The 20,415-nt window shown below is 68.6% G+C and carries 21 protein-coding genes; 9 read left to right on the forward strand and 12 right to left on the reverse strand.

All coding sequences use genetic code 11. The features are described from left to right. The first annotated feature begins 28 nt into the window (after nt 1-28). Nucleotides 29-865: a MerR family transcriptional regulator gene (locus tag ACWFRF_RS19785; protein WP_452451449.1), complete on the forward strand. Its 837-nt coding sequence runs from the start codon at nt 29-31 to the stop codon at nt 863-865. Nucleotides 866-1,059: 194 nt separating this feature from the next. Here ACWFRF_RS19785 and ACWFRF_RS19790 read toward each other — a convergent pair whose 3' ends face one another. After that, nucleotides 1,060-2,412 (reverse strand): TIGR01777 family oxidoreductase, encoded by a 1,353-nt coding sequence (locus ACWFRF_RS19790; protein WP_379312658.1) that lies wholly within the window; start codon nt 2,410-2,412, stop codon nt 1,060-1,062. Between the two features lie 13 nt (nt 2,413-2,425). Further along, entirely contained in the window at nt 2,426-3,928 is a 1,503-nt protein-coding gene (locus ACWFRF_RS19795) for a multicopper oxidase family protein (protein WP_452451452.1), read from the reverse strand. Between the two features lie 249 nt (nt 3,929-4,177). On the opposite strand from ACWFRF_RS19795, the gene ACWFRF_RS19800 reads away from it, so the two are divergent. The 4 genes from ACWFRF_RS19800 (at nt 4,178) to ACWFRF_RS19815 (ending at nt 7,566) form a co-directional block, all read left to right on the forward strand. After that, nucleotides 4,178-5,338 (forward strand): sensor histidine kinase, encoded by a 1,161-nt coding sequence (locus tag ACWFRF_RS19800; RefSeq protein ID WP_452451454.1) that lies wholly within the window; start codon nt 4,178-4,180, stop codon nt 5,336-5,338. Further along, nucleotides 5,335-5,967, forward strand: a complete 633-nt coding sequence (locus tag ACWFRF_RS19805) for a response regulator (RefSeq protein ID WP_378992002.1) — start codon at nt 5,335-5,337, stop codon at nt 5,965-5,967. The genes ACWFRF_RS19800 and ACWFRF_RS19805 overlap by 4 nt, the downstream gene beginning before the upstream one ends. A 121-nt stretch (nt 5,968-6,088) precedes the next feature. Then, nucleotides 6,089-6,388, forward strand: coding sequence for an NAD(P)-dependent oxidoreductase (locus ACWFRF_RS19810; protein ID WP_452451456.1), 300 nt, complete (start codon nt 6,089-6,091; stop codon nt 6,386-6,388). Nucleotides 6,389-6,516: 128 nt separating this feature from the next. After that, nucleotides 6,517-7,566: an alpha/beta hydrolase gene (locus tag ACWFRF_RS19815; RefSeq protein WP_452451458.1), complete on the forward strand. Its 1,050-nt coding sequence runs from the start codon at nt 6,517-6,519 to the stop codon at nt 7,564-7,566. Here ACWFRF_RS19815 and ACWFRF_RS19820 read toward each other — a convergent pair whose 3' ends face one another. From ACWFRF_RS19820 to ACWFRF_RS19830, 3 genes are read right to left on the reverse strand one after another with little or no spacing between them, the layout of a single operon-like run. Next, nucleotides 7,567-8,448 (reverse strand): amidohydrolase family protein, encoded by an 882-nt coding sequence (locus ACWFRF_RS19820; protein ID WP_452451460.1) that lies wholly within the window; start codon nt 8,446-8,448, stop codon nt 7,567-7,569. Continuing rightward, nucleotides 8,445-9,485 (reverse strand): nucleoside hydrolase, encoded by a 1,041-nt coding sequence (locus tag ACWFRF_RS19825; protein WP_378992008.1) that lies wholly within the window; start codon nt 9,483-9,485, stop codon nt 8,445-8,447. Before ACWFRF_RS19825 ends, ACWFRF_RS19820 begins: the two co-directional genes overlap by 4 nt. Nucleotides 9,486-9,539: 54 nt before the next feature. Further along, complete coding sequence (locus tag ACWFRF_RS19830) at nt 9,540-10,754, reverse strand: FAD-dependent monooxygenase (protein ID WP_387444316.1); 1,215 nt, start codon at nt 10,752-10,754, stop codon at nt 9,540-9,542. A gap of 106 nt (nt 10,755-10,860) precedes the next feature. On the opposite strand from ACWFRF_RS19830, the gene ACWFRF_RS19835 reads away from it, so the two are divergent. Beyond that, nucleotides 10,861-11,430 (forward strand): TetR family transcriptional regulator, encoded by a 570-nt coding sequence (locus ACWFRF_RS19835; RefSeq protein ID WP_378631336.1) that lies wholly within the window; start codon nt 10,861-10,863, stop codon nt 11,428-11,430. A 9-nt stretch (nt 11,431-11,439) separates the two neighbouring features. Here ACWFRF_RS19835 and ACWFRF_RS19840 read toward each other — a convergent pair whose 3' ends face one another. Beyond that, nucleotides 11,440-12,816 carry a CoA transferase gene (locus tag ACWFRF_RS19840; protein WP_452451463.1) on the reverse strand — a complete coding sequence of 459 codons (1,377 nt, stop codon included), beginning with the start codon at nt 12,814-12,816 and terminating at the stop codon, nt 11,440-11,442. Nucleotides 12,817-12,864: 48 nt separating this feature from the next. Between ACWFRF_RS19840 and ACWFRF_RS19845 the strand changes: the two genes are divergently transcribed. Continuing rightward, a complete protein-coding gene (locus ACWFRF_RS19845) occupies nt 12,865-13,611 on the forward strand; it encodes a thioesterase II family protein (protein ID WP_452451789.1) in 747 nt (248 codons plus the stop codon). On the opposite strand, the gene ACWFRF_RS19850 is transcribed toward ACWFRF_RS19845, so the two are convergent. Both ACWFRF_RS19850 and ACWFRF_RS19855 read right to left on the reverse strand, forming a co-directional pair. After that, the gene (locus tag ACWFRF_RS19850; protein ID WP_378992013.1) at nt 13,592-13,966 is read right to left on the reverse strand and encodes a DUF2784 domain-containing protein; all 375 of its coding nucleotides are present in this window, start codon (nt 13,964-13,966) and stop codon (nt 13,592-13,594) included. The genes ACWFRF_RS19845 and ACWFRF_RS19850 overlap by 20 nt on opposite strands. 69 nt (nt 13,967-14,035) lie before the next feature. After that, a complete protein-coding gene (locus ACWFRF_RS19855; protein WP_378992014.1) occupies nt 14,036-15,466 on the reverse strand; it encodes an SDR family NAD(P)-dependent oxidoreductase in 1,431 nt (476 codons plus the stop codon). Between the two features lie 139 nt (nt 15,467-15,605). Here ACWFRF_RS19855 and ACWFRF_RS19860 point away from each other — a divergent pair, with 139 nt between their 5' ends. Beyond that, the gene (locus tag ACWFRF_RS19860; protein ID WP_452451791.1) at nt 15,606-16,271 is read left to right on the forward strand and encodes a TetR/AcrR family transcriptional regulator; all 666 of its coding nucleotides are present in this window, start codon (nt 15,606-15,608) and stop codon (nt 16,269-16,271) included. Here the strand turns inward: ACWFRF_RS19860 and ACWFRF_RS19865 are convergent. Continuing rightward, nucleotides 16,268-16,621 carry a hypothetical protein gene (locus ACWFRF_RS19865; RefSeq protein WP_387444326.1) on the reverse strand — a complete coding sequence of 118 codons (354 nt, stop codon included), beginning with the start codon at nt 16,619-16,621 and terminating at the stop codon, nt 16,268-16,270. The genes ACWFRF_RS19860 and ACWFRF_RS19865 overlap by 4 nt on opposite strands. A 257-nt stretch (nt 16,622-16,878) precedes the next feature. Between ACWFRF_RS19865 and ACWFRF_RS19870 the strand changes: the two genes are divergently transcribed. Next, nucleotides 16,879-17,592 carry a hypothetical protein gene (locus ACWFRF_RS19870; protein WP_449962885.1) on the forward strand — a complete coding sequence of 238 codons (714 nt, stop codon included), beginning with the start codon at nt 16,879-16,881 and terminating at the stop codon, nt 17,590-17,592. A gap of 4 nt (nt 17,593-17,596) precedes the next feature. On the opposite strand, the gene ligD is transcribed toward ACWFRF_RS19870, so the two are convergent. From ligD to ACWFRF_RS19885, 3 genes are all read right to left on the reverse strand, one after another. Beyond that, entirely contained in the window at nt 17,597-18,595 is a 999-nt protein-coding gene (gene ligD, locus ACWFRF_RS19875; protein WP_387444329.1) for a non-homologous end-joining DNA ligase, read from the reverse strand. After that, a complete protein-coding gene (locus ACWFRF_RS19880; RefSeq protein ID WP_378992021.1) occupies nt 18,592-19,671 on the reverse strand; it encodes an ATP-dependent DNA ligase in 1,080 nt (359 codons plus the stop codon). The genes ligD and ACWFRF_RS19880 overlap by 4 nt, the downstream gene beginning before the upstream one ends. A gap of 183 nt (nt 19,672-19,854) precedes the next feature. Further along, on the reverse strand, nt 19,855-20,238 hold the full coding sequence (locus ACWFRF_RS19885; protein WP_378992022.1) for a cold shock domain-containing protein: 384 nt from the start codon (nt 20,236-20,238) through the stop codon (nt 19,855-19,857). Between the last annotated feature and the right edge of the window lie 177 nt (nt 20,239-20,415).

The following is a 20,415-nucleotide window of genomic DNA, read 5'->3' on the forward strand; positions in this document are numbered from 1 at the left end:
GCCGAGGCGTTCCGGGCAGAATGAGGCGATGCCCGCCGGTTCTGCTCCTGCCTCCGCCGCGGCCGGTTTCACGGTTCGCGCGGTGGCCGACCGTCTCGGCATCCCGACCGCGACCCTGCGCAGCTGGAATCGCCGGTACGGCATCGGTCCCGCCCAGGATCGGCCCGGCCGCCATCGGCTCTACACCGACACCGATATCGCTGTGCTCGAGCACATGCTCGAGCTGATCGGCGGGGGCGCGAGTCCCGCCGGGGCCGCGGCGGCGGCCCGTGGACCCGCGCCTGCCCTCGGTGACCGTGCCGGCCTGCTCGACGCGGCGTTCGCGCTGGACACCACCACCGTCTGTGCCCATCTGGACGCCCATGTGCGGGCTCATGGCGTCGTACAGACCTGGGAGGCTCTGTGCCGCCCCGCGTTCACCGATATCGTCGCGCGCCAGGGCGGCGGTGAGGGCTGCATCGACGTCGAACACCTGCTGTCGTGGTCCATCGCGGCGGTCATGCAGCAGGTGAGACCGGCGCGCAGCAGCGCGCCCGTGCTGCTCGCGTGCACCAGCGGCGAAACGCATTCGCTCCCGCTCGATGTGCTGCGTGCCGCTTTGGCGCAGGCCGGGGTAGGTGCGCGCATGCTGGGCGCTGACGTGCCGACGGTCGCGTTGTCCGATGCGCTCGCCCGGCATTCGAACGAGGCCTCGGTGCTGCTGTGGTCGCAACGTGAGTCGACCGCGTTGACCTCGGCGGTGCTCGCCTGCGCGGGGTCCGGCGCCCGGGTGCTCGTCGGCGGGCCGGGCTGGGACGCCGTGCTGCTGCCCGACACGGTCGAGCGGATCGGTAGCCTGACGGCCGCGGTCGACGCGCTGCGCTGAATGCGTTCGGGGACATCATGTTTGCGCCTCGGTGTCGCCGATCAACCGCGCTCCCGGCTGGACACAGCCGCGCGATCTGACCTGGCGACCATCGAACGATGCGCAGGCGATGCGATACAGGAACTAGTCGACTCCCACGTCGGCGTACGCGCTGACACGCATCGTCCGCTCGCGAGGACCGGTGCCGGACCGTGTCAGCCCGCCGTCCGCCCCAGCAGGTGCCGCAGCGTCTGCTCCAAATCCTCGCTCCGGAAGAGGTGCCCGGCCTTCGTCAGCTGGGTCGGCGTCACCCGCTGACTGGCCTCGGCGAGTTCGCGCGCGCCCTGCTTGCCCAGCAGTACCGCCGGGCCGAAGCTCGGGACCGGCAGCAACGCCGGGCGATGCAGCACTCGCGCCAGGACGCGGGTGTACTCGCTGTTGCGAACCGGCTGTGGCGCAACGGCATTGACCGGACCGGCCAGCGTGTCGTCCCAGAGGGCGCGGTGGTAGACATCGACGAGATCGTCGATACCGATCCATGACAACCACTGCCGGCCGTCCCCGATCCGACCGCCGAGACCGGCGCCGAACAACGGCCGCAGCAACCGCAGGGTGCCCCCACGCGGAGACTGCACGATGCCGGTACGCACCCGCACGACCCGGACTCCGCCCACCGCGGCGGGCTCGCACGCGTCCTCCCACTGTTCGACCACATCGGCCAGGAATCCGTCACCGCGCTCGGACTTCTCGGTCAGCGCCTGCTCGCCACGGTCATAGCCGTAATAACCGATGGCGGAGGCGCTGACGAAGGTTTCGACGCCCGAGGCCGCGGCCAGCTCGGCGAGCCGCCGGGTCGGCTCGATGCGGCTGTCAGCCACCACACGCCGGTGCGCGGCGGTGAATCGGCCCGCGATCGACGCCCCGGCCAGATGCACCACGGCATCGATGTCGGCGAGCAGGTCGGCGGCGGGCGCGTCGGGGTCCCACTGTCGTTCGTCGGGATGCTGTGCGCGATGGCGGACCAACCGCACCACGCGGTGGCCGCCGGTGCTGAGGAAGGCGCTCAGCGCGGAGCCGACCAACCCTGACGCGCCGGTCATCGCGATCGTCGTGGTCGGCAGGCCGGCCTGCGCCGCACGGCGGTGGCTCGCCAGATCGTCGGTGAGCTGGCGATAGCGGTACTCGAACATCGGCCGCAACACCGACTCCGGAATCGGCGTCCGCACCCGATCGATGACACGGGTGTGCGTGGCGTCGACCTCGGCGAACTCGTGGATATGCTGCCACGGCAACAGCCGGGAGACCGGCAACGAGGCCGGTCCGCCCGCCGCGACGGCATCGGCGAACCGCTCGGGCGGCCGATACTGCTCGGGGTCGTGTTGAGCGATCCAGCGCAGCCCGCCGGGCAGGCCGAGCACCGCTCGCCCGGTGGCCAGCGAATCGGCTTCGGAGATCAGGGTGACCGGCTGCCACGGTGGCGCCAATCGCGTGAACGCACCGCGACGGGCGAACCAGGCGAAAACGTCGGATCGGGGTGTTGCAACGATGTCAGAACACTCGATGCCCATCCCTCGACTGTAGTCACGATCCGCCGTGATCCATGGCTCCCATGTCCATGTCCATCAGCGCAGGTGCGGGTTGCTGCCCGGGGGCCAGCACCAGGAACTGGCCCATCATGCCCTGGTCTTCGTGGTGGAGCAGGTGGCAGTGGTACATGTACGGATAGGTGGGGTCGGTGTGGTCGGCGAAGTGCATGGCCAGGGTGTAGGTGGCGCCCGGGGTCGTGTAGACGGTGTCCTTCCAGCCGGAAAGAGCTGGGGGAGGCGGTGTTCCGTCGACGGCGACGATCTGGAATTGGACGTCGTGGACGTGGAAGTTGTGGGGCCAGTTGTCCTTGTTGCGGACCGTCCAGACTTCGGTGGTGTCGACGGGAATGGTCATGTCGATGCGATTCATGTCCATGCGGCGATTGTTGATCATGAACCATTGGAGGTCGAACGAACGGGTCGGTGGGGTGGTCGCGGCGGCGAGGGCGGGCATCGGGATCAGCGTCGCCGGTAGTGCGGCGGAGGGTCGCACAGTGGCGCCGGCACGCAGTGTCAGGATGTCGAAGGTGTCGTCGAAACCGAACTCGCCCGCGCGGTCGATACCCGCGCGCTCGGTGATCGGCAGCGACCGTAACGTGACGTTCTCGCCCGGATCCAGGGCGACCACCAGCTCGACACGCTCGCCGGGGCTGACCTGAATCCGCTTCAGCGCAACGGGTTCGGAGAGCAGACCGCCGTCGGTGGCGATGAGCTGGAACGTTCTGCCGTCGCTGAAGGCGAGCTGGTAGAGCCGGCCCGACGAGCCGTTGAGGATCCGCAACCGGACCCGGTCGGTGGTGACGGGCAGGTGGGCGTTCGCGATGCCGTTGGTGACGATCGTGTCGCCGAGCAGGCCGACATCGGTGGCGTCGGAATCGTCGAGGGCGCCGTCGGCGGTGAACCGGCGGTCCTGGATCACCAGCGGAATGTCGTCGACGCCATAGTCTTTCGGCAGATCCAGGGCGTCCGACGCGTCGTCGTCGATCAGGAAGAAGCCGGAAAGGCCGCGCTGGACATGCTTTTCGGTCGCGCCGTGCGGATGTGGGTGGTACCAGAGTGTCGCGGCCTGCTGCTGCACGGTCCATTGCGGCGCCCACTGGGCACCCGGCGCGATCATCTGATGGGGGCCACCATCGAACTTCGCGGGCAGGTGCATGCCGTGCCAGTGCACCGACGTGGGTTCGGGCAGGTCGTTGGTGATGGTGAAGGCCACCTTCTCGCCGCGTCGAGCCCGCACGGTGGGTCCGAGGACCGAACCGCTGTACCCCCATGTCGGGGTCTGCTTGCCCCGGATCATCTCGGTCGTGCCCGGCTGGGCCCGCAGCGTGAATCGGCGGACGCCGTCCGCGCCGGTGGTGGATGCTGCCAGCGGTGGGATCGGCAACGGTCGCGTCGACCCGGGTGCCGAATCAGGTGCCGAGGGGCGGATCGAACACCCGGCCGCGTACGCCACCGGTGCGAGGGCGAGCCCGGTGAGAAATCCTCGTCGCGAGACCACGTGTGCTCCTTCTGTGCGGGAACCTCCAGCTTCGTTCGGGTGCGGCGGCGGGGACTCCGCCGAACGGCCCGACTCGGTCCGCCGGATTCCACCCGCGCGGCCCTTGCGCGCACGCGGTTCGCCTGGTACCCGAGCCGATCCAGAACGGCTCGCCGATCGAGCCCCCTCGCGGATCGCGCCCGCTCTCGCACGGGCGCGCCGACCGCCTACTCGCGCGGTCCGAACCACTCGGTCGCTTACCGTGGGGGCGTGATCGACATCCGCGCCCACCGCGACTGGCGAGGGCTGCTGCGGTGGCTGCCGCTGGCGCTGATCCCGGTGTTGCTGCTGGCCAGCACCTACCCGGGCCAGTACCGCGTGCCACCGCACTACTGGCTGCTGGCGATGACCGCGGCCGTGGTGTTTCTGGCCGGCGCTCGGTGGCCGCTCGCAGTGTCGCTCGCGCTGTCGGCGCTGGCCGTGCCGATGCTGCGCACCGATGCCTGGGGAGTGTCCGGGCTGGCGCCGTACCTCGGCGCGGTGGCCCTGGTCGATGTGGTGGCTCGCACCCACCGGTGGTCGACGGTCGCGGTGTCGACCGCGGGCTGGGCCGCGGCTGTGACGCTCGGGCGGGTCGGCCTCCACGACAACTCGATCGGGCGGGCGTCGACCCTCGTCGAGGCCGCGGCATACGTGGGACTTCCGTTGCTGCTCGGGTTGTACCTGCGGGGGCAGCGTGACCTGGCGCAGAATCTGCGCGTGCGCGCCGAGGAGGCGCAAGCGCGTACCCGCCTCGACGAGCGCGCCGCGCTGGCGCGGGAACTCCACGATGTGGTCGCTCACCACATGGCCTCGATCGTGCTGCGGACCTCGGTGGCGGGACATGTTGTGCGCGAAGCCGATCCGCGGGTGGTCGCGGTGCTCGACGATGTGCGCGACACCGCGGCCGATGCGCTCGCCGACATTCGCCGCTTGCTCGCCGCCCTGCGCGATCCGACCCTCGGCACGGTCGCACTGGTCGACTCCGACGCGGTCACGACCGAGGTCGAGGCCGCGCTCGCTCGGGCTCGTGCTGCCGGGTTCACTGTCGTGACCGAAATCGACACCGACCTCGGCGGACTCGACGCGATCAGCAGGCTCACGCTGTTGCGTCTGGTCCAGGAATCGCTGACCAACGTGATGAAACACGCGGCTCGTGATGTGCCGGTACGGTTCGCAATTCTCCGGTGCGAAGGCGGGGTCACCATCGAAGTCGTCAACGGCGGACGCGACGGGGCGACGGCGCCTCCTGGACACGGAATCGTCGGGATGCGCGAGCGCGCCGAACTCGCCGGAGGCACTCTCACCGTCGGTACGGTCGCGAACGGCGACGCGACGTGGACCGTGCGCGCTCGGCTGCCGGACACCACGAGGGGAATGGGGCTGTCGTGATCACGGTCTTGCTGGTCGACGATCAGCGCCTTGTGCGCGCGGGCCTGCGGATGCTCATCGAGGACACCACCGACCTCGCCGTCGTCGGGGAGGCGGCCGACGGTGTCGCGGCGGTGCGGCTCTACGCCGAGCTCGCGCCCGACCTGGTCGTGATGGACCTGCGGATGCCAGGACTCGACGGTGTCGCGGCGACCCGGCAGATCCTGGCCGCGTCACCACGCGCGAAAGTGCTGGTGCTGACCACTTTCGACGATGACGAACACCTGTTTCCCGCGCTGTCGGCCGGGGCTGCGGGCTATTTCGTCAAGGACACCGAGCCCGCCGTGCTGCTCGATGCGATCCGGCGCACGGTGGAGGGCGATCTGATGTTCTCGCCCGCGCTGCTGCGCCGCCTGGTCGATCGGGCGCTCGCGGCGCCGTCGGCGCTGGTCCGCACTCCTGATCTGACGCCACGGGAGCTCGACGTCCTTCGTCTCGTGGCCCAGGGGTACGGCAACCAGGAGATCGCTGACCAGCTCCACCTGGGCGTCAGCACCGTCAAGACCCACATCGCCAACCTGCTCGGCAAGACCGGCACCGACAACCGTGTTCGCCTCGCCGTCTACGCGGCAGAGGTCATCGGCCGCTGATATCTCGAGAGTGAGATAAGTCATCATTAACTAAGTCAACATTAATATATATTTCCCTCTGTCAGGCAGTCGGATTGTCGTGCAGGAGGATTGGTCATGCGGATCGCGGTGTTCGGAGCTGGTGGGGCCGTCGGCAGTCGGGTCGTCGCCGCTGAGCCGAACCCCGGAGTTCCCGGCCGAACTCGCGGCGATCGCACAGGCGTGCGCCGATCAGCTCGCCGCGTGCCGATCGGACGCAGCGGCGGACTGGACCTTTCTGAGCCCGCCCGCTGATCTGATTCCGGGGGAGCGCACCGGTGACTACCGGGTCGGTGCCGACGAACTGCTGGTCGACGCGGACGGCGTCTCGGCGATCTCCATGGAGGACTTCGCGGTGGCATTGCTCGACGAGGCGGAGCGGCCCGCTCATCGACGGGCCTGATTCACCGTCGCGGCACGATGATTCACCGAATCGGCGTTGTGTTCGGTGACAAATCGGTAAGAAACCGGTAACGACAGTGTGATCCGGCCCGATATTGTGACGAGCCGCACTGAGCGGTCGGTTTTCGCATGGAGGTTGGATCGGTGAGGTGCCGCAGCGCGGTTTCGGCGGTGCTCGTCGTGGTGGGCTCGATGACGGGCGTCAGCGGGGCGCACGCGCAAGAGCCGGAACCGATTGTCGCGGTGGTGAATCAGACCGTCACAATCGATGGTTCGCGGGCCGAGGTGACCTCGATCGACGGTCGGCAGGTGACCGTGCGGATCCACTCGGCCGCCATGGGACGCGAGGTCTCGGTGAAGGTTCAGCGCCCCGCCGACACGTCGGTGCCGCGGCCGTCGCTGTATCTGGTGAACGGCGCTGGTGGCGGCGAAGACACTGCCACCTGGGAACAGAACACCGATGTCGTCGACTTCTTGGCGGGCAAGGACGTCAACGTCGTCATGCCGATCGGTGGCGCGTGGAGTTACTACACCGACTGGCGCGAGCCGGATCCGATGCTGGGCGTGAACAAATGGCGGACCTTCTTCCTCGACGAACTGCCCACGCTCGTCGACACGATGTTCGCCACGACGGGGCGCAACGCGATCGCGGCGAACTCGATGACGGCCACCTCCGTGTTACAGCTCGCGATCGCGAAGCCGGGCCTGTTCCGCTCCGTAGCCGCCTACAGCGGCTGCGCCCAGATCAGCGACCCGGTGGGCAGGCAGTTCGTCAATGTCGTGGTCGGAACCGGCGGCGGCGACGCGTCGAACATGTACGGACCGCCCGGCGATCCGGCCTGGGCGGCCAACGATCCCGTCGTCAACGCCGAGGGCCTGCGCGGGACCAAGCTCTACGTCTCGAACGGCAACGGACTACCCGGCGAGTTCGACAAGCTCGGTGACTCGCACCTGGTGACCTGGGGCCCGGTCGGGTTGGCCAACCAGATCGTCGTCGGCGGCGTCATCGAGGCCACGACCCGCTGGTGCACCAAGAACCTGCAGAATCGCCTGGAAGAACTGGACATTCCGGCGACCTTCGACCTGTCGACCCAGGGTACCCACTCGTGGGGCTACTGGCAGAAGGCATTCAAGAATTCCTGGCCGCTGCTGGCCGAGGGGATGGAGATCCCCGCCTGATCAGTCGAGCTCGAACAACCGGGCCGCATTGTCGTGACAGACCTTGCGCAGCCACTCCGCACCGAGGTCGAGGCGTTCCAGCGCGGCGACGGACTCGGCGTAGGGATACGGGATATTGGGGAAGTCGCTGCCGAACAGAATGCGATCGGCGAAGCGGCGCAGGCGTTCTCGTTCGGCGGGCGGGAAAGGTGCATCGCCTTCGCTGAATTCGGTCCACACCATGGTGGTGTCGAGGTAGAGCCGCGGGTATTGCTCGCCCAGATCGAGGAACTCGCTGTACTCGGGGGTTCCCATGTGCGCGATGATCAAGCGCAGGGTCGGGAAGCGCCGCAGGAGTTCGGCGATGGGCGCGGGCCCGGTGAATTCGCCGGGGGCGGGGCCCGATCCACAGTGGATCAGAACGGGCGTGCCGGTTTCGGCCAGGATCGCCCACACCGGGTCGAGCAGCGGATCCAAGGGCGAGAACGCGCCGACCTGGATGTGCACCTTGAACACTCGCGCGCCACGGTCGATAGCTTCGCGGACGTAGCGTGGCGCGTCCGGCTCGGGGTAGAAGGTGGCGGTGTGCAGGCAATCGGGGGTGCGTGCCGCGAACTCGGCGGTCCAGTCGTTGAGCCAGGCGCCCATCTCGGGTTTGTGCGGGTACACCAGGGAGGTGAACGCCCGGATGCCGAAGTCGCGCAGGGTCTTCAGGCGCACCTGTTCGTCGTCGCGATAGGTGATCGGCCACGGTCGGCCCGTCAGTGGCCCCGCGGTGTCGAAGTAGGCCCAGACCTTGCGCATCACCTGGTCGGGCATGAAGTGGGTGTGGACGTCGATGATCGCGGGCAGTTGGTAGCGCGCGCGGAAGTCGGCGAGGTAGGCGACAGTGTCTACGGTCATGACTGCTCCGGGTAGAGGCGGCGGGCCAGGGCGCCGACGCGGGTGACGAGGCGTTCGAAGAAGACGGCGGGGTCGGTGCCGATCACGATGTCGGCGTTGGGTTCTCGGCCCCACATGCCCGCCCAGTCGGCGACCGTGGTGGCACGGGTGATGGTGCCGGCCAGCTCCACGTCGACGGTGGCCGGGCGGGTGGTCACCGAGGTCGGGTCGAGCGCGACCGCCGCCGCGAACGGGTCGTGCATGTGGGCCAGATATCCCAGGTCGTACTGGTGGTGGAAGTCGAAATAGAACCGCACCGCGTCGGTGAGATAGCGGATGATCGGATTGCTGGCCGCCGAACGGAATTCGGGGGGATCACCCGCTCCGACATGCTCGATCGGTGCGCTGCGTGCCGCCTGTGCGAGCAGGGCGAGGTGTTCGGGCAGCATCTCGATGGACTCGGTGATGTCCAGCGCGCACACCAGCGGCCTGCGCTCCGGTGGCGCCGCCGAGAAGGCGTCGAACACTTCCTTGGCCGCTTCGGGGTCGACGTGGATGTTCCACTCGTTGGTCGGCGTCGTATTGCCGGGGTGGTTGAACGCGCCGCCCATGATGACGAGACGGTTCAGCAGGCGCGGCAGCTCGGGTTCGATGCGCAGGGCCAGTGCGAGATTGGTCAGCGGACCGGTACACAGGCCGATCACCTCGCCCGGCGCGGCGCGAACCAGGTCCACCCAGAGCTGGGCCGCCGATCGAGGCGACAGCGCACGCGAGGACACAGGCAGCACGGCGTAGCCGAGTCCCTGCGGACCGTGGGTGTCCTCGGTGGTGCGCAAGGGCACGGCGAGCGGTTCGGGGGCACCGAGCGCCACCTCGATCTCGGGTGCCCGGCCCAGATCGAGCATCGCCAGGGTGTTCGCCGCGACCTGGGCGCCGTCCACGTTGCCCGCGGTGGCCGCGATGCCGATGATCTCGGCGTCGTCGCAGGCCAGCAGGTAGAGGATGGCCAGGGAGTCGTCGATTCCGGTATCGACGTCGAGGATGATCTTCTGCGGCACGTCATCGAGAGTAGCCGCGGACCTGTCGAGGTCCGCGGCCAGTCTGCGGGTGGGTCAGTAGGTCGGGAGGGCGAATTCCTCGGTGTGGCCGAAGAAGATCTTCTTGGTGAGCGGACGCATCGGGCGCGACATCATCAGCCGCACGTTCGTCTTGGCGAGCCGCGTCAACAGCGGGGACTTCGGGATCATCATCGCCATGCCGCCACCGGGGATCTCCTTGGCCTTGTCGAGGAACGGCGAGATCTTGTCCTGGTAGCGCTGCTGCGCGGCGGCCAGATCGTCCGGGGTGGCCGCGATCTCGGCGGCCAGGATGTAGGCGCCCACGATGGCCATCGCGGTGCCCATGCCGGTCAGCGGTGAGCCGCAGTAGCCCGCATCGCCGATCAGTGTCACGCGGCCGACGGACAATTCGGGAACGTCGACGCGGGCGACTTCGTCGAAGTAGAAGTCGGGGGTGGATTCCATCGCAGCGAGGACGGCGGGAGCATGCCAGCCCGCGTCGCCGATCGTCTTCCTGATCAGCGCGCGCTGGGCGTCGACGTCGCGGCGCAGCGCCGGGTCCGGCTCGGTGCGCATGGTGATGATCGCCTTGGCGGTGCTCGGGTCGGCGTCGGGACGGATGCCGAGCATGGCGCCGGGTACCAGGCGCATGCTGAACCAGCCGGGCTCCACATCGGCGGGCTTGGGCATGGTGAAGAAGGCACCGTAGCCGCCGAGGTTGGTGCTGAACTTCTCCTCGGGCCCGAAGACCAGTCGCCGCGTCGCCGAGTGGATGCCGTCGGCGCCGATCACCAGGTCGAACCGCTCGGTGGCCCCGGAGGCGAACGTGACGTCCACGCCGGTGTCGTCCTGGACGACCTGGTCGATCCACTCGCCGTAGCGGTAGTCCAGCTGACCGTTGTCGGCGGTGGCCAGCGCGTCGAGGAGCACTTGATTGAGGTCGCCCCGGGTGATCTCGATTTCGGCGACGGCGCCCTGCCCGTCGAAGTCCTCCATCGCCATCCTGGCGTAGATCTTGCCGTCGCCGTCGATGTAGGACATGCCGCGCTCGTCGAGCTGGTACTTGGCGATGCCTTCCATCAGGCCCATCCGCTCAGCGGCTTCCTTGCTCGGGCCCCGCAGGTCGACGGCCTGGCCGCCGGGGCGGGGGGCCGCGGCGCGCTCGACCACGGTGGTGCGAATGCCGGTGCGCAGCAACTGGAGTGCGACCGCGTTGCCGGCGATGCCGCCGCCGGAGACGAGAACGTGGAGGGTGCTGGTGATGCTCATGATGGTGGTTCCCGTCTGATGTACGAATGTCTTAGACATATGTCTAACAGAGATTGGCACGTATGTCTAGAACAAATGTCTTAGACGGTCGGGTAGGCTGCTGAGTATGGGAAACAGAGAAGACCTACTGGCGGGGGCGCGCAAAGTGATTCTCGAGCGCGGCGTCGCGAAGGCGACCGCGCGTGATATCGCCGCCGCGGCGGGGGTGAGCCTGGCCGCGATCGGCTACCACTTCGGGTCGAAGGATCGCCTCGTCACCGAGGCGTTGAGCGAGGCGCTCGGCACCGGGATGGGCGATGCGATGGACGAGCTGATCGCCGCGGGCACCGGCAAGTCACCGCTGGAGGGGCTCGCGCTGCTGTGGAACGGGATGCCCGAGGTGTTCGCGGGCAATCACGAGGCGATGCTGGCCAGCCTGGAGAACATCGTGCGGATCGTGCGCTCCGACGACGCACGAGCGCAGCTGGGCGACCAGCTGTCCGGGGCGTTCGCCGACCTCGGTGCCCATGTGCAGGCGGCCCACCCCGAGCTCGACGCGGCACAGGCCGCGGCGATCGGGCGGATGTATTTCGTGATCGCCCAGGGGCTCGGGATGCTGTGGCTGCTGGACCCGGGTGAGGTGGCTGTCGATGGTGATCAGCTCACTGTGGCGATCCGGGCGCTCGCGGGGAAGTGACCCGGCTGGTCACGGGCGGTGGTAGTGATCGGGTGCTTCGACCCAGAACGGCTGCGCTGATCCGTAGGGTGGTGCGGGCCAGCGGTAGTCGTCGTAGTCGGCGAATGCCGGTGCGGCCGTGACCAGTTCGCTGTGCGTGACGGTCGACGCCGGGTCCGGCGGTGTCGGCGCGGGGTGGCCGGGGCAGCGGTCGTCCGCGGTCAGGAGCCAGGATGCGGTGCGTGCCAGGGAAACTCGGACGTTGCGGCCGAACCCGTCGTCGGCGCGAGCCAGCAGGGCATCCATGACGGCGGCGGCCAGCAGGTAGCCCGACCCGTGGTCGAGTGCCTGGGCGGGCAGTGCGCCGGGCCGATCGGGCGCTCCCTCGAGCAACGAAATGCCGGACACCGCCTGGACGATGCTGTCGAAGCCCCGTCGCTCGCCCCACGGCCCGCTCGTACCCCAGGCCGAGACCGTGGCCTCGATCAAGCCGGGATGTCCGGCAGCGCGGACACCGGCCGCGGCGAGGGCACCCGGGCGGTAGCCGGTGACCAGTACATCGGCCTCGTCGAGGAGGATCTCGAAGGTCGCCAGATCGGTGCGCAGGTCGAGCAAGGTCGAGCGCTTGCCCTGGCAGTTGTCGGAGAACTGCCAGTCGATTTCGGGCAGGTGCGGTGGGTCGATCCGCAGCACGTCGGCGCCGAGCAAGGCCAGCGTTCGGGTGGCCACCGGGCCCGCGAGGACGCGGGTGAGGTCGAGCACGCGAAGGCCGGTCAGCGGTCGCTCGACGGTAGCGGCGCGCTCGCCCGCACCTGGCCACGATGTGGTGGATGTGCGTGCGTCGCGTGCGTCGACGGCGACCAATGCTCCGAGAGCGGCCGCGCGGCCCATCGGGCTTTCCGCCCATTCGCCCTCGGTGCGGACTCGTGCCGCGATGGCGCCCACAGCCGCGGCGGCATCTTCGATCTCGGCGCCCTTCATCGCGGAAAACCGGGCGGTGAGCTGGGCGGCGTCTCCGGCTGCCGGGAGGTCGAGCGCGCGCAGCAAGCGCTGGCGGTGATGTGGGTAGTTCGCGTGGGTGCGCACCCATCCGTCGGCGGTGGGAAAGAAGCCGGACAGCTCGGCGAAGAACGCGGGCGCGCTACCGCCCCGCCGGAACAACCGTTCACTGCTGAACGCCGCGGTCACCCGGTCGGCATCGAGGCGAACGGGGCGCGCGGGCAGGCCGCGTGCGACTCTGACCCGGTTGGCGGCCGCGCTCACTGCCGCGACCGAACCCGCCGCGAGCGCCCACACCGGTAGGGTGGCCGCCAACCGCGCACCGGGATCCGGCACGTCGGCATCGCTCGACGGCGGGAGTCCCAGTCCCGTCTCGTAGGCGTGGACGAGCTGCTGCGCGGTGGTCACATCGACCAGCCTAGTTGCGGTGGAGAGGGTGAGGAGTGTGATGTGGGCGTGAATACGGCTGCGACGGAGTGGGTTCGGATCCTGCGATCGGAGGCGGCGGCCCGCGGTCGGGTGACGTGTTTTCCGCCCGGCGGGGGATCGGCGACCTTCTATCGGGAGTTGGCGCGACACATCGGCGCCGGTGTCGAAGTGACGGCGGTGCAATATCCCGGCAGGCAGGACCGGCTCGGCGATCCGACGATCACCGACCTGCATCTGCTCGCCGACCGGATCGCCGCGGACATCGCGCGGCAGCCGGGACCGGCCCGTGCGCTGTTCGGGCACAGCATGGGCGCGACCGTGGCCTACGAGACCGCACTACGACTCGCCGCCGCCGGGCAACCGCCCCGCGTCCTCATCGTCTCCGGTCGTCCCGCACCGGAATTCGTCGAAACCGGACAGCTACACAGAGGATCGGACACCGCGCTCATCGACGAGCTGGAGCGGCTGGCGAACGATCCCGCACCGGTGCGACTGCTGCGCACCGAACCGGGCCTGGCCGATCTCGTGCTGCCCGCCGTGCGGGCCGACTACCAGGCGGTCGAGACCTATCGGCGCCGGCCGGGAGCACAGCTGAGCTGCCCGGTCGTCGCCTTGGTGAGTACCGAGGATCCGACGACCACGGTGGCCCAGGCCGAACAGTGGCGTGCGGTCACCGACGGGCCGTTCAACCTGCGCACGTTCGGTGGCGGGCACTTCTACCTCGACGAACAGCACGCCGCGGTGGCGCAGGAGATCACACGGCACGTGAACTGAGCCGGCGCTGGTGCAGGCGCGCGTAGCCCAGCCACGACACGAGTACCGCCAGCGCCGCCAGTGCCCGCACCAAGCCGAGCGCGCTGTCGGGGTAGATCACCCCGGTGAGGTAGTGGTCGATGAAGCCGGCGGCGGGCAACTCACCCACCCCCGCTTGCCTGCGCGCCCAGTTCTCGGCGTAGGTGAGCGGGCAGTCGAAGCCGATCAGGATGGTGCCGAAGCCCCACGCCACGGCCAGTACGTGCAGGCCGATCGTGCGGGGCCATCGCCACGCCAGGAAGCCGCCGGCGACCACGTACGCGATGAACGCGACGTGGGTGACGGCGAGAACGTCGGCCAGCACCCGGAACGGCACCTATTCAGGATATGTACCGTGCTCCCCGGGCGGCATCATGATCATCATTCCGGTTCGGCATCGCTTGCGTCACCAGGGTGAAGGCCGGTAGTCCTTGAGGAAGCAGCCGTAGAGGTCCACGCCGTCCTCGCCCTGCACGATCGGGTCGTAGACGCGGGCGGCGCCGTCGACGAGATCGAGCGGTGCGTGGAAGCCCTCCTCGGCGAGGCGGACCTTGGTGAAGTGCGGGCGTTCGTCGGTGATCCAGCCGGTGTCGACCGCGGTCATCAGGATCGAGTCGGCCTCGAACATCTCGAGGGCGCTGGTGCGGGTGAGCATGTTGAGCGCGGCCTTGGCCATGTTCGTGTGCGGGTGCCCCGGGCCCTTGTAGCCGCGGCCGAACTGGCCTTCCATCGCCGAGACGTTGACCACGTACTTGCGCCGGCCTGCCGCGGCGGCCAGGGCAGGGCGCAACCGTGACACCAGGATGAACGGCGCGACCGAGTTGCACAGCTGCACCTCGAGCAGCTCGGTGGCCTCCACCTCGCCGACGGTCTGCACCCAGCTGTTGGTGTGCGCGAGGTCGGGGACAAGACCACCGGCGTCGATGGCCACGCCCGCCGCGATCCGCTCCGGGGTGGCCGAACCGGCGACCAGCGCGAGTTCGGCGACATCGGTGGCCGACAGCGACGGCGTGAGGGAGGCGGTGAGTGCGGTCGGGTGGGCCTGCATGGTCTTGCCGAACGTGACCATCTCCGGCAGGACGCCCGCGGGCAGCGGCGCGGTCTCGGCGTCGACCAGCGCGCTGTAGGCGCCGGCCGATCGGCGCACCGTCTGGGCCGCGTTGTTGATCAGGATGTCGAGGGGGCCCTGGGCGGCGACGTCATCGGCCAGCGCCACGACCTGCGCGGGGTCACGCAGATCGATGCCGATGATGCGCAGCCGGTGCAGCCAGTCGGCGCTGTCCTCCATGGCGGCGAAGCGACGGATCGCGTCGTTGGGGAAGCGAGTGGTGATGGTGGTGTGCGCACCGTCGCGCAGCAGCCGCAACGCGATGTACATGCCGATCTTGGCGCGACCGCCGGTGAGCAGGGCGCGTTTGCCGGACAGGTCGGTGCGCGCGTCGCGCTTGGTGTGGCTCGCTACCGCGCACTCAGGGCACAGCTGGTGGTAGAACGCGTCGACTTGGGTGTACTTCTGCTTGCAGATGTAGCAGGGACGCGCCTTGAGCAGGGTGCCCGCGCTGGCGCCCGTGGTGGACGAGCTGATCGGGATGCCCGCGGTCTCGTCGTCGATGCGCTGCGGGGAGCCCGTCGCGGTCGCGGCGATGACGGCGCGGTCGTTCGAGGAGATCTGCTCCCTGGCCTCGATGCGACGGCGGTGCTTGAGCTTTTTGAACATGTGCCCGACGGCGCGCTGCACGGCGATGGAGTCGGGATGTTCCTTCTCCAGCTGCCCGGCGCGTTCCAGTACCCGCAGACAGGTCGCCAACTCGTCCGGATCGATCATGTTCTCGGTCATCGGGGAGTGCGACATTCCTTCGTGCGGGAGCGGTGGACGACATCTATTGTCGCATTGGCCGCGCGAGCGACCCGCTGGGTATCGTGATGGGCCGTCGTCGCGACCGCGCGACGGCTATCGAACTCGACGGAGAACCGCGATTTCCCCGCTGGACACCGACACCGCAGACGCGCCGCGCAGGCGCAGGCTCGAACCCGACGAGCGACGAGCGCAGATCCTGGCGTGTGCCATCGATATGTTCGGTGAGCGGCCCTACGCGGCGGTCTCGACCGCGGAACTGGCCCAGCGCGCGGGGGTGGCCCGTGGCCTGATCAACCACTACTTCGGCAACAAGCGCGACCTGTATCTGGCGGTGGTGCGCCGCATGGTGACTCTGCCGCGTCAGGACAAGGTATCCATTCCCGACGGCACACCGGGTGAGCGGGTCGACGCGATCGTGGGCTGGCTGCTCGACACCATCGCCGAGCACGGCACCACCTGGGTGAAGGTGACCAGCCACGAGGGCGTCGGCGACGACCCCGAGGTGCAGCAGATCCTCGATCAGGCCGACGATGCCGCCGCCGAACGCATGCTGGTGATGATCGGGCGCGCCGATCTGGCAGACAGTGCACGTTTGCGCGCGCTGGTCCTCGCCTACGCGGGACTGGTGAAAGTCGCCGGACGCGAATGGATCACCCGCGGCACCCTCACCAGGGCGCAGGTGCATCAACTGCTGGCCGACACCCTGCTCACGATGATCACCGTGACGATTCCCAGCGTGCTGATCACCGAGCCGGAACCGACCGTGGAATCGGGCGAGCGCTAGGAATCGAGCGCGCGATTCGAGCGCCGCATCGCGATCGCGGCGGCACTGTAGCGCTGGGGTCCGGCATGGCCGGGCGCGTGCCCGGTGCGGCCGAGCATCTGCTCGATCTTCTTCTCCCGGTGATGCTCGAACATCAGCGCACCGACACCGCCGCCGAGGAAAAGTAACGTCATGATCCCGGCCAGCACGGCCCATCCGGTGTGCTCGGTACCAGCCGCGACGAGGGTGCACGCGAGCCCCACCACCCCGATCGCGCACATGATGATGCCGGGAACGTTGTAATCGTCGGCCAGCAGATCACCGGCTTGGGCATGCCAGGCGCGGTCTGCCGACGGCGTGCTGTCGGACATGAGTCCTCCTCGCGAGCTCAGGGGTGCGCGCAACGCTGCACTTGATGACCAGCATGAACCTGTTCCGTCCGCCGGGGTAAGGGTGTTAGCCGGTTCGTTACCAGGGCGCTCGCGCGAGTTGACACGTTATGTCACTGTGACCCTATTTCGCGTTTGAGCTGTGCTACCGGGCTGTGAGTCCTTATTCTCGTCGCGTAACCCGGCGCCGCACCTGTTTCGTTGTGCGCCCGGGGAGATCGGAGAGGGACCCGGGGTTGATGGCACGGTACGAGGAATGGGATGACGACCCCGAGCAGGAGTCCGACGATCGGCGTTGGGACGGCCAGCGCTGGCCGCAGGTGAGCGCGGACAGTGCGACCGGCGGTCGCCGCGGTGACCAACCGCGCGTGAATCCGTACTCGATGGTGGCACTGGCCGCCGCGCTGGTGCTGCTGTTCCCGATCGCGATCGTGTTCGGGCTGCTGTCGTTCGGGCATCCACGCGGGCGGGGGATCGCGGTGCTGGCACTGCTGCTCGGTATCTCCGAGGTGGCGGTCGCGGCAGCGATCGGGCTCGCCGTTTTCGGCGGGTTGGACGTGTCGATGCCGGCACTCGCCCAGTCGGCGGCGACCACGACGCCGACGCCGGTGTCGGTGACCTCGCACACGGCACCGACGGTGACCGAGGCCGTCCCGGTGACGAGCCCCGCGGGCGGCGGCGAGAAGAGCGGCGTGGTCGAGAAGGGCACGGAGTGCACCGCGGAGAAGGCCGGTCTGCTCGGCGTCGCGGCAGACGGTGCGACATTGCTGTGTCTGCGCGGACCGAGTGGTCATACCTGGTCGGGGCCGTTCAAGGTATCGGGGTCCTACTACACCGCGGGGGCGAAATGCGATCCCTCGGTGGACAAATCGGGCCGTACCTCCGACAACCACGCGCTTGTGTGCGAGGGCAAGGGCAGCGCCGCGGTCTGGTCGCTGTGGACCTCCGAATAGGTTCTCACTCCTTCTTGGCCCGGCTCGGTTGCACGCGCGGCGGCTCGTTGGGCATCTTCGGATACTGCGGTGGCCACGGTGCGTCCATCAGCCCCGCTGCCATATCGCGCTCCGACATCGTCAGCAGCGGTTCGATCGATTGCGGTGCCCGGTTCGCCCAGGGATCACCCGACTCGGCGAGGCGGGCGGGCACGGTGGCCAGCGTGAGCTCATCGGGGACGACGGTGTCGAGTTCGGCCCAGGTGATCGGTGTCGACACCTGACCGCCGACCTTCGGCCGCACCGACCAGGCGCCGAACACGGTCTTGTGCGGGGCGTTCTGATTGAAGTCGATGAACACCCGCGAGCCGCGTTCCTCTTTCCACCACTGCGCGGTGATCTCCTCGGGATGCCTGCGCTCGAGCTCCCTGGCCAGCGCCACCGCGGCGGCCCGCACCTCGTAGCCGTCCCAGCGCGGTTCCAGCGCCGCGTAGATGTGCAGGCCACGTGAGCCCGAGGTCTTGATGGACGAGTCGACGCCGAGTTCGGCCAGCAGTTCGCGGGTGAGCACCGCGGCCCGGCGCAGATCATCGAAACCGATGCCGGGCGAGGGATCGAGATCGATGCGTAGTTCGTCGGCGATCCGCAGATCCGGAACATGATTGGGCCACACGTGAAAACCGAGACAGCCCTGATTCACCGCCCACAGGATGTGCGCGAGATCGTGGGCCACCAGCGCGTCGCTGGTGGTGCCGTTGGGGGTGGACACCTCCACGGTCTGCAACCAGTCCGGCGCGGACTTCGGCACCCGCTTCTGGAACCACGATTTGCCCGACGCGCCGTCGGGATAGCGTTCCAGCAGTAGCGGGCGACCACCGATCACACCGAGCAGCGGTTCGGCGACAGCGCGGTAGTAGTTGACCAGATCGAGCTTGGTCTCGCCGCGTTTGGTGAAGTAGACCTTGTCGGGATTGCTGATGGTGAGCGCCCGGCCGTCGATGTCGAGTTCTACCGCGGCGCTCATCGGCCGACTCCGAAGATCGCGTCGAGCTCGGCGGGCGCCACTTCATCGAGCTGGGCGTACGTGCACGAATCGGGGGTTCGGTCGGCGCGGAACCGCGCCAGCCGCCCGCCGTGGCGGAACCGTCCCGACTGCACGTGCTCGTAGCGCACTTCGGCGACCAGCTCGGGCCGCAGCGGCTCCCACGACAGATCCTTGCCCCCGCTCCAGCGGCTCTGCCCGCCGGGCATCTTGCCGTCGGCGTTCGCCTGCGCGGCGGCGTCGGCCCAGGTGCGCCACGGATGGTCGTCGAGCGCGTTCTCGCGCAACGGCGCCAGCTCGCCGAGCAATTCGCGGCGCCGGGCCGCGGTGAAACTCGACGCCACCCCGACATGGTGCAGATTGCCCTCGTCGTCGAACAGGCCGAGCAGCAGCGAACCGACGCCTTCGCCGTCCTTGTGCATCCGGTAACCGGCGACCACGCAGTCGGCGGTGCGCTCGTGCTTGATCTTGAGCATCACTCGCTTGTCCTGCAGGTAGGCCAGCTCGTCGGACTTGGCCATCACGCCGTCGAAGCCCGCGCCTTCGAAGCGGGTGAACCAGTCCTGAGCCACGTCGGGATCCTGGGTGATCGGTGTGAGATGGATCCGGCCGGGCGCGGCGTCGAGCAACGACTCGAGTTCGCGGCGCCGCTGCGCGAACGGTGCGGTAGTGAGATCGCGATCGCCGAGGGCGAGCAGGTCGAAGGCGACGAAACTGGCCGGTGTCTGCGCCGCGAGTTTGGTGACCCGCGACGCGGCCGGGTGCAACCGCTGCTGCAAGGTGTCGAAATCGAGGCCGTGATCGGTGACGACCACGATCTCCCCGTCGATGACGCAGCGTTGCGGCAGCGCCTCCTTCAGCAGCTCGGCCAGCTCGGGGAAGTACCGGGTGAGCGGGCGGTCGTTGCGGGAGCCGAGTTCGATCTCGTCACCGTCGCGGAACACGACGCAGCGGAAGCCGTCCCACTTCGGCTCATAGCTGAGTCCTGGCTCGCGCGGTAGCGACGGCGTCGACTTGGCCAGCATGGGGCGCACTGGCGGCATCACCGGTAGATCCATCCGATCCTCCTCGCGGGTGTGTTCACCCGTGTCGACGATGCGAGCACGCCCGATTCATCGGTGTGTGAGGCGATCGTAGGACGGGGGACCGACACGTGCGCGGACATCGAGTGCGTGCCTGTCGCGCTCGCCGAGTCCGCGCCGGAGTTCATCGGCGGGCGCGACAACCGCCCTGGCGCGAGATCAGCTGTCGAGCCAGCCGTGCTCGTCGGCGAAGGTGGTGAACCGGTCGCGGATGGTGATGATCTCGGCCGCGGTGAGCGCGGGGGACGCCTCCAGCAGCAATTCGGTGATCTGCTGACGCAGTTCGTCGGGACCGAGCCGGTCGCCGCCCTTGCGCGTCTTCGGAGCGGCGGGGGGCTGTCCGACCCCGGTCAGGTTGATCGCCTTGGGACCCCGATCGCCTTCGGTCACATCGAATTCGAACAGGCGACCCTGGCGCAACTCGTCCTCGTCGAGTCCGATGTCGTTGACGTGGACGAATACATCGGGCCCGCCGTCATCGGGCCGGATGAAACCGAAACCCCGTGAACCGTCGAACGACACCAATTTCCCGATGGACACCAACCAACTCCTCGCTCCGCTTCCCGTCGCTACTCTAACGCGGCTTTTGGGCGATTTCGCCCGGAAAGTGGATAGTCGGCGAAATCTTGGGATTCGCGATGCGGGCGGGCTGACCGAGCATGGTCACGATCCGGTAACTGTGTGTTCACATCGGCTCGTTAGCGTTGCTCACCTGTCGAA

Source organism: Nocardia sp. NPDC055165, from assembly GCF_053606985.1.

What these genes read in the sequence shown, in the direction of transcription:
- ACWFRF_RS19785 (WP_452451449.1), top strand. Translation starts at nt 29, where the DNA reads ATGCCCGCCGGTTCTGCTCCTGCCTCCGCCGCGGCCGGTTTCACGGTT.
- ACWFRF_RS19790 (WP_379312658.1), bottom strand. Translation starts at nt 2,412, where the DNA reads ATGGGCATCGAGTGTTCTGACATCGTTGCAACACCCCGATCCGACGTT.
- ACWFRF_RS19815 (WP_452451458.1), top strand. Translation starts at nt 6,517, where the DNA reads ATGGAGGTTGGATCGGTGAGGTGCCGCAGCGCGGTTTCGGCGGTGCTC.
- ACWFRF_RS19820 (WP_452451460.1), bottom strand. Translation starts at nt 8,448, where the DNA reads ATGACCGTAGACACTGTCGCCTACCTCGCCGACTTCCGCGCGCGCTAC.
- ACWFRF_RS19830 (WP_387444316.1), bottom strand. Translation starts at nt 10,754, where the DNA reads ATGAGCATCACCAGCACCCTCCACGTTCTCGTCTCCGGCGGCGGCATC.
- ACWFRF_RS19835 (WP_378631336.1), top strand. Translation starts at nt 10,861, where the DNA reads ATGGGAAACAGAGAAGACCTACTGGCGGGGGCGCGCAAAGTGATTCTC.
- ACWFRF_RS19855 (WP_378992014.1), bottom strand. Translation starts at nt 15,466, where the DNA reads ATGACCGAGAACATGATCGATCCGGACGAGTTGGCGACCTGTCTGCGG.
- ACWFRF_RS19865 (WP_387444326.1), bottom strand. Translation starts at nt 16,621, where the DNA reads ATGTCCGACAGCACGCCGTCGGCAGACCGCGCCTGGCATGCCCAAGCC.
- ACWFRF_RS19870 (WP_449962885.1), top strand. Translation starts at nt 16,879, where the DNA reads ATGGCACGGTACGAGGAATGGGATGACGACCCCGAGCAGGAGTCCGAC.
- ligD (WP_387444329.1), bottom strand. Translation starts at nt 18,595, where the DNA reads ATGAGCGCCGCGGTAGAACTCGACATCGACGGCCGGGCGCTCACCATC.
- ACWFRF_RS19880 (WP_378992021.1), bottom strand. Translation starts at nt 19,671, where the DNA reads ATGGATCTACCGGTGATGCCGCCAGTGCGCCCCATGCTGGCCAAGTCG.